At 72.8% G+C, this 11,298-nt stretch carries 12 protein-coding genes and 1 pseudogene; 7 read left to right on the top strand and 6 right to left on the bottom strand.

Annotated elements, in window-relative coordinates:
- The coding region (locus ACWEOZ_RS43490; RefSeq protein WP_451916533.1) for an RNA-guided endonuclease InsQ/TnpB family protein at positions 1-634 on the bottom strand (634 nt) is incomplete at its 3' end.
- 31 nt (positions 635-665) lie between these two features.
- Here ACWEOZ_RS43490 and ACWEOZ_RS43485 point away from each other — a divergent pair.
- The 3 genes from ACWEOZ_RS43485 (at position 666) to ACWEOZ_RS43475 (ending at position 2,650) form a co-directional block, all read left to right on the top strand.
- The gene (locus ACWEOZ_RS43485; RefSeq protein ID WP_451916532.1) at positions 666-836 is read left to right on the top strand and encodes a type II toxin-antitoxin system prevent-host-death family antitoxin; all 171 of its coding nucleotides are present in this window, start codon (positions 666-668) and stop codon (positions 834-836) included.
- Between the two features lie 326 nt (positions 837-1,162).
- Positions 1,163-1,846, top strand: a complete 684-nt coding sequence (locus ACWEOZ_RS43480; RefSeq protein WP_451916531.1) for a gamma-glutamyl-gamma-aminobutyrate hydrolase family protein — start codon at positions 1,163-1,165, stop codon at positions 1,844-1,846.
- A 54-nt stretch (positions 1,847-1,900) separates the two neighbouring features.
- Positions 1,901-2,650: a gamma-glutamyl-gamma-aminobutyrate hydrolase family protein gene (locus ACWEOZ_RS43475; protein ID WP_451916530.1), complete on the top strand. Its 750-nt coding sequence runs from the start codon at positions 1,901-1,903 to the stop codon at positions 2,648-2,650.
- A 2-nt stretch (positions 2,651-2,652) separates the two neighbouring features.
- Here the strand turns inward: ACWEOZ_RS43475 and ACWEOZ_RS43470 are convergent, their stop codons facing one another.
- Positions 2,653-3,198: an HD domain-containing protein gene (locus ACWEOZ_RS43470; RefSeq protein ID WP_451916529.1), complete on the bottom strand. Its 546-nt coding sequence runs from the start codon at positions 3,196-3,198 to the stop codon at positions 2,653-2,655.
- 113 nt (positions 3,199-3,311) lie between these two features.
- Here ACWEOZ_RS43470 and ACWEOZ_RS43465 point away from each other — a divergent pair, with 113 nt between their 5' ends.
- Positions 3,312-6,953: a SpoIIE family protein phosphatase gene (locus ACWEOZ_RS43465; RefSeq protein ID WP_451916528.1), complete on the top strand. Its 3,642-nt coding sequence runs from the start codon at positions 3,312-3,314 to the stop codon at positions 6,951-6,953.
- 21 nt (positions 6,954-6,974) lie between these two features.
- Here ACWEOZ_RS43465 and ACWEOZ_RS43460 read toward each other — a convergent pair whose 3' ends face one another.
- Positions 6,975-7,298 carry an STAS domain-containing protein gene (locus tag ACWEOZ_RS43460; protein WP_451916527.1) on the bottom strand — a complete coding sequence of 108 codons (324 nt, stop codon included), beginning with the start codon at positions 7,296-7,298 and terminating at the stop codon, positions 6,975-6,977.
- Between the two features lie 119 nt (positions 7,299-7,417).
- Here ACWEOZ_RS43460 and map point away from each other — a divergent pair, with 119 nt between their 5' ends.
- Together map and ACWEOZ_RS43450 are read left to right on the top strand one after the other, a co-directional pair.
- Positions 7,418-8,275 carry a type I methionyl aminopeptidase gene (gene map / locus ACWEOZ_RS43455; RefSeq protein ID WP_451916526.1) on the top strand — a complete coding sequence of 286 codons (858 nt, stop codon included), beginning with the start codon at positions 7,418-7,420 and terminating at the stop codon, positions 8,273-8,275.
- Positions 8,272-8,964, top strand: coding sequence for a VIT1/CCC1 transporter family protein (locus ACWEOZ_RS43450; protein ID WP_451916525.1), 693 nt, complete (start codon positions 8,272-8,274; stop codon positions 8,962-8,964). Before map ends, ACWEOZ_RS43450 begins: the two co-directional genes overlap by 4 nt.
- Positions 8,965-8,970: 6 nt before the next feature.
- Here ACWEOZ_RS43450 and ACWEOZ_RS43445 read toward each other — a convergent pair whose 3' ends face one another.
- The 3 genes from ACWEOZ_RS43445 to ACWEOZ_RS43435 form a co-directional block, all read right to left on the bottom strand.
- Complete coding sequence (locus tag ACWEOZ_RS43445; RefSeq protein ID WP_451916524.1) at positions 8,971-9,699, bottom strand: nucleotidyltransferase domain-containing protein; 729 nt, start codon at positions 9,697-9,699, stop codon at positions 8,971-8,973.
- A gap of 22 nt (positions 9,700-9,721) precedes the next feature.
- On the bottom strand, positions 9,722-10,144 hold the full coding sequence (locus ACWEOZ_RS43440) for a ferritin-like domain-containing protein (protein ID WP_451916523.1): 423 nt from the start codon (positions 10,142-10,144) through the stop codon (positions 9,722-9,724).
- An 85-nt stretch (positions 10,145-10,229) separates the two neighbouring features.
- Positions 10,230-10,685, bottom strand: coding sequence for a hypothetical protein (locus tag ACWEOZ_RS43435; protein WP_451916522.1), 456 nt, complete (start codon positions 10,683-10,685; stop codon positions 10,230-10,232).
- Between the two features lie 207 nt (positions 10,686-10,892).
- Here ACWEOZ_RS43435 and ACWEOZ_RS43430 point away from each other — a divergent pair.
- A pseudogene (locus tag ACWEOZ_RS43430) lies at positions 10,893-11,298 on the top strand (ribosome maturation factor RimP); the annotation flags it as partial.

The following is an 11,298-nucleotide window of genomic DNA, read 5'->3' as shown; positions in this document are numbered from 1 at the left end:
ATCTCGGCGCCGCGACTTTCGTGCTGTCCGAACAGACGGCGAAGTGCGTCAGCCCCAGGTCGATACCGACCTCGGACTCGACTGTCGGCAACGCCTCTCCGGCCACCTGCACGACGAACGAGGCGAAGTACCGTCCGGATGCGTCCTTGATGATCGCCACGCTGGACGGGTCCGACGGCAGAGTGCGGGACCAGCGCACCGCGAGGTCGCCGATCTTCGGCAGCCGCAGCCGGCCGTTGTCGAGGACCTTGAACCGGGCGTTCTTGGTGAAGCGGATGGCCTGCCGGTTGTCCTTGCGGGACCGGAACCGGGGCGGCGCGACCTTTCGGGCTTTGCGCTTGCCGGTGACCGAGGCGAAGAAGTTGCGGTACGCCGTGTTCAGGTCCGCGAGGGCCTGTTGAAGCACGACCGAGGACACGTCGGCCAGCCACGCCCGTTGCGGGGTCGTCTTGGCCAGCGTGATGATCCGCTTGGACAGCTCGGCGTCCGACACATACGGCAAACCATGCTCGCGGGCTTGCTGCCGGGCGCGCAGCCCATCGTTGAACACCACCCGCGCGCACCCGAATGCCCGCGCCAGCTCGACTTGCTGGCCGGGCGTCGGGTAGACGCGGAAGTTGTAACGAAGTTGCACGTACAAAATGTACCATATGTACAATCGCGAGATGAGCGAGACGCCCCAGGTCGCGGTGAGCGACGCCCGCAAGGAAATCGGCAAGCTGATCGATGCAGCCCACTACGCCGGGCAGCACACGATCCTGGCGAAGAACGACGAACCGCGCGCCGTGCTTGTGCCGTACGAGTGGTGGCGCGAGCAGCAGAACCGCCCGGCCTAAGGCACTGCTCGGACCTTGGCGGCCCTCCTGATGCGGCCTTCGTCCCTAGCCTGAAGGCCGGAGCGCTGGCCTCGATTCCCGGGTAGCGGTTTAGCACCCCGGGGTAGCGGAGACAAGACAAGTACGTCCAGTTCACGCCGGACGCAGGGGTCGAATCTCCGCCCGCGCACGCTGCGATCGCTGCACGGGTGGTTCGAAGGGCCCGGGCGCGGCGCCGACTCACTGAGTCGGCGCCGCTCACTAATTCGCGGCGCTCGTCCGGTACGGCGAGCGGATCACCCACTCGGTCGACGTCATCCGAACAGGACGTGGATACCGTGGTCAAGATGCGACCCGTCATCGGCATCACCACCTATGTGGAGCCCGCCACCTGGGGTGTCTGGCACAACCTGCCCACCACGCTGGTGCCGCACGACTACGTCGCCGCGGTCACCGGGGCCGGTGGCCGGGCCGTGCTGCTGCCGCCCGATGACCTCGACACCGACGTCCTGCGCATCCTGGACGGTCTGGTGCTCAGCGGCGGCGCCGACCTCGGCCCGGAGCTGTACGGCGCCGAGGCCGCCCCGCAGACGGTCACCCGGCCCGAGCGCGACGCCGCCGAGATGCTGCTCGCCCGCGCGGCCCTCACCCGCGACCTGCCGGTGCTCGGGGTCTGCCGGGGCATGCAGCTGCTCACCGTCGCCGCCGGCGGCACCTTGCACCAGCACCTGCCCGAGGTGCTGGGGCACGACCGGCACCGCCCGGCCCCCGGCGTCTACGGCGAGCACGAGGCCGGCTTCACCCCGGGCAGCCGGATCGCCGGCCTGATGGGCGAGGACACCCGGGTGCACTGCTTCCACCACCAGGGGGTCGACGACCCGGGCACGCTGACCGTCACCGGCCGGGCCGAGGACGGGACCGTCGAGGCGGTGGAGGACCCGGCGCACCGGTTCGTGCTGGGCGTGCAGTGGCACCCCGAGGTGACCAGGGACAAACGGCTGTTCGGGGCCCTGGTCGCGGCGGCCGCCTAAGACATCCGGCGCACCCGCCGATACGCAGGTTCTACGGACGGAGGTTCGCACCACATGCGCAGGCCCTTGATCGGACTGACCGCGTACGCGCAACAGGTCCAGTACGGCAGCAACGAACAGGTCGTCGGCATGCTGCCGATGTCGTACGTCCGGGCGGTCCACGCCACCGGGGGACGGGCGGTCCTGATCACCCCGGACGATCCCGGCACCGACGTGCTCGAGTCGCTCGACGGCATCGTCTTCGCCGGTGGCGGCGACATCGACCCGGCCAACTGGGGTGCCGAGCCGCACCCGGCCACCGACTCCGACCCGGTCCGCGACGCCTCCGAGCTGCTCCTGATGCGCGCCGCCCTCGACGCCGACCTGCCCGTGCTCGGTGTCTGCCGGGGCCTGCAGGTGATGGCCGTGGCCACCGGTGGTTCGCTGCACCAGCACCTGCCCGACCTGGTCGGCCACGACCGGCACCGGGCCGCGGCGGGCACGGATCCGCTGGCGGTGGACTCGTCGGCGTTCGGCCGGCACGACGTCGTGCTGACCTCCGGCTCGGCGGCGCGGTCGCTGCTCGGCGCCCGGCTCACCGTGAACTCGTTCCACCACCAGGCGATCGACGACCCGGGCAGCTTCACGGTGGTCGGCCGGTGCCCCGACGACCGGGTCATCGAGATCATCGAGGATCCCGACCACTCGTTCGCCCTGGGCGTGCAGTGGCACCCCGAGCGCACCGGTGACCTGCGGGTCTTCGCCGCGCTGGTGGAGGCCGCCGCCGGCTCCTCCGGGCTGGGCCGGACGGCACTGGCCGCCTGAGCTCAGACCGCGACCGGATGCTGTGCCTGGAACGCCAGGCGCTCGTCCGCCCCGGCCGCCAGGCCCTGCAGCACGTCGTCCAGCACAAGGAACGCCTCCCAGGGCGCGCCGCCCAGGTGAGCGCCCACCCGGTCCTCCAGCCCGGTGATCCGGGCGCCCTTCCAGACCTTGTCCGCCAGGCTGACCAGCAGGTCGTCCAGCGTGATCCCGGGCGCGTCCCAGCTGCCGTGGTTGCCCGCGAACCGGGCCAGATGCGCGGGCACGCCGTAGCGCAGCAGCAGGTCCCGGCCGGCCTCCTCGTGCTTGTGCCCGGGCGTGGAGAGCTCGGCCACGTGCAGGACCTTGCCGATGTCGTGGGTCGCCGCCCCGAACAGCACCGCGGTGGTGTCGAACTCGAGGTCCGGCCGGCGCCGCCCCAGCACGTCGGTGAGCGACCAGGCGACGTCGTGCACCGCCCGCAGGTGCGCCCCGAGCCGCGGCGGCGCGTCCAGCGCCCGCAACAGCTCAGCGGCCGGACCGGGCAACGGCCGCAGGGTCGATTCGGTCAACGCTCGATGCAGGGCAGCCGACGTCACCCGGGCAAGGTTAGCCACGGCTGAAAGCCGTCGCCGTCGGTGTTACGGTGCAGCCCTGTCGGGCGAAGACATCCGCGGGAGGACGCATGGTGGCCAGCGCGGACGATGCTCTGCCGCAGCGGTTGCGGAGGGCGTTCGAACGCGGTGGTGAGATGGGCCGGCGCATGCTCGAGCTCGACTGGGCTGCGACCCCGCTGGGCGGGCCGGCCGGTTGGCCGCCGGAGCTGGCAGACGCCGTCGCCCGGATGCTCGCCTCCAAGGCGCAGATCGTGCTGTTCTGGGGCCCGGACCACTGCGCGCTCTACAACGACGCCTACATCCCCACTATGGGCAGCAAACACCCCGGCCACGTGGGCCGTCCCGGCCGGGAGATGTGGCCCGAGACCTGGGCGGTGCTGCAGGAGCTGTTCGACGGCGTGAAGGAGCGGGACGAGTCGTTCTGGGCCGCCGACCTGCTCTTCATGCTCGAGCGCTTCGGCTTCCTGGAGGAGACCTACTTCGACGTCTCCTACGACCCGATCCGGACCGCTGACGGCACCGTGGGCGGTATCTTCTGCATCGTCAGCGACACCACCGGACGGGTGCTGGCCGACCGCCGCGTCCGTACCCTCAGTGCTCTCGGCTCCCGGCTGGCCGATTCGCCCGACCAGGCCGCCCTGGGCACGCAGGTCGCGCAGGTTCTCGGCGAGAACGCTGCCGACGTGCCCTTCGCCGTCCTGTACCTGGACGACCCGGCAGGCGGTGGCGAGCCGGCCGTGGCCGGGATGTGCGGACTCCCGCCGTCCGCCTCCCGTCCACTCGATCCGGGGGTCCGCGACGTCGTCGCGGCCGTCATGCGCTCCGACCACGAGCAGACCATCGCCGCGACGGACGTGGCCCATCCTCCCCCCTCGCCGGCCGCCGACCAGGCCCTGGTGCTGCCCATCGGCGCCGGCACCAGCAGAGCCGGGGCACTGGTGGTGGGGGTGAGCCGGTTCCTCGCACTGGACCGCAGTTACCGCGACTTCCTCGAGCTCGCCACAGCCCAGATCTCCCGCAGGGTGGCGAACGTGCGGGCCTACCAGCAGGAACGGCGCCGGGCGGCCGAGCTGGCCGCGCTGGACACGGCCAAGACCAACTTCTTCTCGAACGTGAGCCACGAGTTCCGTACCCCGTTGACCTTGATCCTCGGTCCGCTGGAGGAGCTGCTCGGCGACGACGGCCTGGCCGACGACCTGCGCGAACGGCTCGTGCCGATGCAGCGCAACGGCGTACGGCTGCTGAAACTCGTCAACACGGTGCTGGACTTCTCCCGGCTGGAGTCCGGCCGGCTGCGCGCCGCGTACCGGCCGACCGATCTGTCCGACTACACCGCCCGGCTGGCCAGCACCTTCCGCTCGGCGGCCGAACGGGCCGGGCTCCGGCTCGACATCCAGTGCCCGCCGCTGCCGGCGCCGGTCCACGTGGACCGCGAGATGTGGGAGAAGATCGTCTTCAACCTGCTCTCCAACGCGGTGAAGTACACCCCCACCGGCGGGATCACCGTGCGGATCGGGGAACGCGACCGGGCCGCGGTGCTCGAGGTGACCGACACCGGCGTCGGGGTGTCCGCGGAGGAGCAGCAGCTGCTCTTCGACCGCTTCCACCGGGTCACCGGCGCGTGGGCCCGCAGCCACGAGGGCACCGGCATCGGCCTGGCCCTGGTCCGTGAGCTGGCCGAGCTGCACGGCGGCACGGCGACCGCGCGCAGCGAGCCGGGCGTGGGCAGCACGTTCTCGGTGACCGTCCCGCTCGGCACGGCCCACCTGCCCGCCGACCGGATCATCGACGAAGGACCGGCCGACCGGCCCGAGGAGCAGTCCCGGCTCTACGTCGAGGAAGCGCACTGGTGGATGGGGGACACCGCGCCGGCCCCGGTCACGCCGGGCGAGGTGCAGGCGGGCCGGCGGGGCCGGGTGCTGCTCGCCGACGACAACGCCGACCTGCGCGACCACGTCTCCCGGCTGCTGCGGCCGTCCTTCGACGTCACCAGCGTGTCCGACGGCCTGGAAGCCCTGGAGCTGGCCCGCACCGAGCAGTTCGACCTTGTGCTGACCGACATGATGATGCCCCGGATGGACGGCTTCGGCCTCATCGCGGCGCTGCGCGCGGACGAGCGCACCCGGGACGTGCCGATCGTGGTGCTCTCCGCCCGCGCCGGTGAGGAGGCCTCGGTCGAGGGCCTGGCCGCCGGCGCCGACGACTACCTGGTCAAGCCGTTCTCGGTCCGCGACCTGACCGCCCGCGTCCGGTCCAACCTGGAGCTCGGGCAGACCCGCCGGCAGATCATCAGCCGGCTGCGGGGCCTGGTCGACGCGGCCGCGGCGATCAACGCGGTCAGCACCACCGCCGAGGTGCTCGCCGTCGCCGCCCGGCACGTCCAGGCGATGACGTCGGCCGGCCGGGTCGTGCTGACCGCCCCCGGCGCCCGGGCCGAGGTGGACGGCGGCGCCGGCGGCTCGGCCGCCCCGGAAGTCGTGCTGCCGCTGCCGGACACCTCCGGCGTGCCCCTGGGCGAGTTGAGCGTCTGGTCCGGACCGGACGGTCCACCCGAGCCGGTGCTGCTCACCCAGCTGGCCCGTCTGGTCGGGCTGCGGCTGGGCAACGCCCGGCTCTACGAGGCCGAGCACCGCATCGCCAGCACGCTGCAGCACAGCCTGCTGCCGCAGTCGCTGCCCCGGGTGCCCGGCGCCATCGTGGCGAGCCGCTACCTGCCCGGCAGCACCGAGGCCGAGGTCGGCGGCGACTGGTACGACGTCATCCTCGCCCCGGACAACCAGCTCTTCCTGGTCATCGGGGACGTGGTCGGCAAGGGGGTGCAGGCCGCGGCGGGGATGGGGCAGCTGCGCAACGCGCTGCGGGCGTACATCCTGGAGGGCTTCGACTGCGGTGAGGCGCTGACCCGGCTGAACCGGCTGGTCGACAACCTGGGCCGGCGCCAGTTCGCCACCGTGGTCTGCGTCCGTTTCGACACCGGCAACCAGGAGCTGCACTACTCGTCGGCCGGGCACCCGTCCCCGATGCTCGCCGCGCCGGGGGAGAAGGGCGACCTGCTCTACTCCAGCGCGCTCGGCCCGCCGATCGGCGCGCTCAAGGAAGTGACGTACCCGACGCTGACCGCGGACATCAAGCCCGGCCACCGGCTGCTGCTCTACACCGACGGCCTGGTCGAGGACCGCCGGGTGGGCATCGACCGCGGCCTGAACGAGGTCCGCGCGGAGCTCGCCGAGCCGGCCGAGCACGTCGAGGACCTGCTCGACCGGTTGCTCGACAAGGCGGCGCGGCAGACCCGGCGCGACGACATCGCGCTGCTCGCTCTGCAGGTCACCGAGCCCCGCAGGTTCGAGCTGCGGCTGCCCGCCGACCCGGCCCGGCTGAGTGTGCTGCGCCGGCGGCTCGAGGACTTCCTGACGGCCCATTCCGTGCCGGACAACGACATCTTCGACCTGACCGTGGCGATCTCCGAGGCCGCCGCGAACGCGATCGAGCATCCCGTCGAGCCGGCCGAGCCGGTGATCACCGTCGAGGTGCTGGTGGACGAGGCCTCGGTGCTGGCGACCGTCAGCGACACCGGGAACTGGCGCCCGGCCGGTGACGCCGGTTTCCGCGGGCGCGGCCTGGCGCTGATCGGTGCGCTGTCGGAGCTGTCGGTGGCCAGGACCGGCTCCGGCACCGCCGTGACGCTGCGGCGGGCGCTGAGCCGTTCCTGAGCGTCCCGGGCGCTGCCGGGCTCAGCCGGGCTCGCCCTGGACGAGCCAGGGCTGGCTGCTCAGGCCGGAGATGTCGAGGACCCGGCGGACCGCGGCCGACGGGATCACCTCGAAGCCGTCCGGGAAGCGCTCCGCGAGCCGGACCAGCGCGTGGATGGCGGCCGAGTCGAAGAACGTCACGCCGCGCAGGTCCAGGGTCGCGCCACGGGCACCGTCACGGGTGACTGCCTGGTACATCGCGTCGGCGGTGGACATGTCCACCTCGCCGCGTACCACCACGGTGACGCGGTCGCCCGCCACCGAGGAACTGGCCGAGAAGTCCGTCCCGGCGTCGTCTTGATCCACGCTGACACGATTACACAGGCGCCCGGGAGCGGCAACAATGGGCCGGTGAGGGTCAACCGGGCTGGTGTCCACCGTCATGGCCCGCGGGTGCCCGCCGGGCGCGGCGATAAGCTGGGTCGATGAGCGTTCGTGCCCCTCTCGTTCCGGGAAAGCTCTCCCCCTGGCGGGCGGTGCCGCCGCAGATCACCCGTCCTGAATACGTCGGCAAGAAGCGCCCGAAAGAGTGGCGCGGCTCGCACGTGCAGACGCCCGAGACCCTCGACAAGATGCGTGTCGCCGGGCGGATCGCAGCCCAGGCCACCCAGCTCGCCGGGGAGCACTGCAAGCCCGGTGTCAGCACCGACGAGATCGACCGGGTGGTGCACGAGTTCCTGATCGACAACGGGGCGTACCCGTCGACGCTGGGCTACAAGGGCTTCCCGAAGTCCTGCTGCACCTCGCTCAACGAGGTCATCTGCCACGGCATCCCGGACACGACCGTGCTCGCCGACGGTGACATCGTCAACGTCGACGTGACCGCGTACCTCGACGGCGTGCACGGTGACACCGACGCGACGTTCTGCGTCGGCGAGGTCAGCGACGAGGCCCGGCTGCTGGTCGAGCGCACCCACGAGGCCATGATGCGCGGCATCCGCGCCGTCGCCCCGGGCCGGCCGATCAACGCGATCGGCCGGGTGATCGAGGCGTACGCCCGCCGCTTCGGCTACGGCGTGGTGCGCGACTTCACCGGACACGGCATCGGCGAGACCTTCCACAGCGGGCTCTACATCCCGCACTACGACAACCCGCGGCTCGACACCGTGATGGAGCCCGGCATGACCTTCACCATCGAGCCGATGATCACCCTGGGCACCCACGAGTACGAGATGTGGGACGACGGCTGGACGGTCGTCACCAAGGACCGCAAGTGGACCGCCCAGTTCGAGCACACGCTGGTGGTGACCGAGGACGGGTACGAGATCCTGACGCTGCCGTGACCGTCCCCGAGCACCACGCGGACGTCTCGGGCGGCTGGCTGCGCGCGGCCACCTTCGGCGCGATGGACGGCCTGGTCACCAACATCGCCCTGATCGCCGGGGTCGGCGGCGGCGGGGTCAGCCGGCACACGCTGATCCTGACCGGGGTGGCCGGCCTGGTGGCCGGGGCCATCTCCATGGGCCTCGGCGAGTTCACCAGCGTCCGCACCCAGAACGACCAGGTCGCCGCCGAACTGGCCAAGGAGCTGCGCGAGCTGCGGCTCAACCCCGAGGGAGAGGCCGACGAGCTGGTCGCCATGTGGAGCGCGCGCGGGCTGCCCGCCCCGCTCGCCCGCCAGGTGGCCGACGTGCTCAAGGCCCATCCGGAGCAGGCGCTGCGGGTGCACGCCCAGGAGGAGCTGGGTGTCGTCCCGGACGAGCTGCCCAGCCCGTGGACGGCGGCGGTGTCCTCGTTCGTGTGCTTCGCGATCGGGGCGGTGGTGCCGCTGCTGACCTATCTGCTGGGCTTCGACAGCCTGCTCGCGGCGCTGATCGTCGGCGGCGCCGGGCTGTTCGCGGCCGGTGCGGTCATCGCCCGCTTCACCGCCCGTCCGTGGTGGCGCAGCGGCCTCTGGCAGCTCCTGCTCGGCGCGGCGGCGGCCGGGGCGACCTATCTCATCGGGACGCTGATCGGCGTCGGCGTCTCCTGACCGGCGTCACTCGAAGAGGGCGCTCAGCGGGCCGTCGACCGGGCGGCCCCGGGCGGTGAGGTCGTCGGCCTGGGTCTTCAGCACGGAGGCCAGCTCGGTCATGTCCGCCCCGGCCAGCCCGGTGCGCTTCACCGCGTCGGCCCGGTTGCGGAAATACGTGCGGCTGAGCAGGCCGGTGACCATGGCGGCGTGCAGCCTGGCCTCGGCCAGCAGGACCAGGGCGGCGTCGGTCTCGTACCACTCGGCCAGCCGGACCGCCCGGGCGTGCGCCGCCGAGGCCACACACCAGTTGCGCCGGGCCAGCCCGCTGAACTCGCCCGGCCGGGTCTCGGCCAGCTTGCCCAGGTGGGCGTCGCGCTGGCCGGCGAACCAGCCACCGGGATCGAAGAGGTCCCGGGTGCTCAGGTAGCGGTCGGCCTCCAGCGGCCAGCGCGGGGTCAGCTCCCGGGCCCGGCGCAGACCGTCGTCGGCGGTGCCGACGCTGAGGTCGACCAGGATGCCGTCGACCCGGCGCAGGGCGGCGCGGGGCCCGGCGTTCGGACGGTACGTGACCACGTGCAGGTTGAGATCGCTGCTGCCGGTGTCGTCGCCGTGCGCCAGGGAGCCGTGCACGCCGATCGCCCGCACCTCGGCCGACCAGCGCCGCAGGATCACGTCACGGAGCCGGACGGCCAGGTGCCAGCGCGGATTGGCCAGGTCGTACTCGTCCTGCGACACTGCGTCATTGTCGGGCATGGACCCGCGGCGGGAAAGGTCCTCAGGCGCGCCCGGGCCAGGCCATCGTCACCGGGGTCACCTCGCCCAGCCGGCGCCAGCGGGTCGCCCGGACCGCCGCGTCGACCAGTGCGTTCAGTCCGGTGACCCGATCGGCCCCGGTGGTCACCGGCAACACCGCCCGCCAGGCCTGCGCGACCCCGTCCTCCACCTGGATGGCCAGCTTCAGCGCACTGGCCCGGTCGGTGACGTCGAACGGCAGGTCGTAGCCCGCCGGGGCCGGGGCGGTGCTCGCCTGCAACGCCGACAACCGGCTGACCAGCACGTCCCGGCGCCCGCGGTGGACCGCCTCGGCGGCGCGGGCCTCGGTGCGGTCACCGTCACCGGTCAGCTTCACCCCGAGGACCCCGTACGCGTAGATCGCCGCCTCCTCCGCGGCCAGCGCGGCCGCCAGCTGGGCGCTCATGCCATCCCCTCCGCGGCGACCGTCGTCTGCGCGGCGACCGTCGTCTGCGCGGCGACCGTAGCGGGGCGCGGCGCGGACGACGCGTTCATCGGAGGGCCTCCGCGTGGGCGGCCCGGGCGGCGGCGATCGAGCCGGCCAGCCCGGCCCGGTCGGCCGGGGCCGTGCGGCAGGCTGCGGCCGCGGTCTTCTGCGCGGCCTGCTCCGCCTTGCGCAACGCCGCCACCGAGCCGGCCGCGTCGCCGCTCGGAGCGCTGGACGCGGGCGCCCCCGACGGGACCGCCCGGCCGATCACGCGGGACAGCTCGGCCGCGTGGGTGCGGTGGTCGGCGGCGAGCGGGGTCAGCCGCTTGGCCAGGCCGGGCTCGGCCAGCACGGCCCGGTCGTAAGCCGCCGCCAGGGCCAGGGCCTCGTCGAGCACGGGCTGCAGGGCGTCCGGCGCCGGCGCGGGCTCTGGATCATCGGAGAAGAGCCCGCAGCCGCCCAGTGCCGTCGCGCTCAGCGCCCCACCGGCAGCCACGCCGATCAGGTGACGTCTTTTCACCCGGTCAGTCAACACCATCCGCACCACGCGTCGCTGACCTGCACCGGGCGCCGAATCGGAGCGGCGGCGGCCGGCCCGCGCCGCCGGCGCGTTACGCTCTGCCTCAGCCGCCGGGGATTTCCAGCCCCGGTGGCATGCCGGTGTTGCCGGCGAACGGCGCACGGAGCGTTTGCCGCGCGCCGCATTCGAGCAGAAGGGTTGGGCCCGATGACGCAGCGTGGTCGCGGCGGCGCCCGGCCGGCGAACCGCCGCTCCGGCGGGGGCCGGAGCCGAGAGGCAGCCGAAGAGACGCGTCAGCCCGCTGCTCCGCGCATCGACCTGGTGGCCGCGAAGGCCCGCGTGCGCGCGGTGATCGAGCCGGTCGTGGTCGCCGCGGGGTTCGACCTCGAGGACGTCAACCTTTCCCGCGCGGGCCGCCGGCACGTTCTCCGGGTCCTGGTCGACGCGGACGGGGGCATCAGCCTCGACGACGTCGCGGTCGTCTCCCGGGAGATCTCCCAGGCGCTCGACACGGCCGAGGAGAACCAGGGCGAGGTCCTGGCGGGTGAATATCAGCTCGAGGTCGGCTCACCCGGGGTGGACCGGCCGCTGACCCTGCCCCGGCACTGGCGGC

The organism is Actinoplanes sp. NPDC004185 (genome assembly GCF_053603475.1).
Note: the sequence above shows the minus strand (reverse complement) of the source record. Positions and strands in the feature narration are given on the sequence as shown.

Coding starts and splice junctions, on each gene's coding strand:
- ACWEOZ_RS43485 (WP_451916532.1), top strand. CDS start 666: ATGAGCGAGACGCCCCAGGTCGCGGTGAGCGACGCCCGCAAGGAAATC.
- ACWEOZ_RS43480 (WP_451916531.1), top strand. CDS start 1,163: ATGCGACCCGTCATCGGCATCACCACCTATGTGGAGCCCGCCACCTGG.
- ACWEOZ_RS43475 (WP_451916530.1), top strand. CDS start 1,901: ATGCGCAGGCCCTTGATCGGACTGACCGCGTACGCGCAACAGGTCCAG.
- ACWEOZ_RS43465 (WP_451916528.1), top strand. CDS start 3,312: ATGGTGGCCAGCGCGGACGATGCTCTGCCGCAGCGGTTGCGGAGGGCG.
- map (WP_451916526.1), top strand. CDS start 7,418: ATGAGCGTTCGTGCCCCTCTCGTTCCGGGAAAGCTCTCCCCCTGGCGG.
- ACWEOZ_RS43445 (WP_451916524.1), bottom strand. CDS start 9,699: ATGCCCGACAATGACGCAGTGTCGCAGGACGAGTACGACCTGGCCAAT.
- ACWEOZ_RS43440 (WP_451916523.1), bottom strand. CDS start 10,144: ATGAGCGCCCAGCTGGCGGCCGCGCTGGCCGCGGAGGAGGCGGCGATC.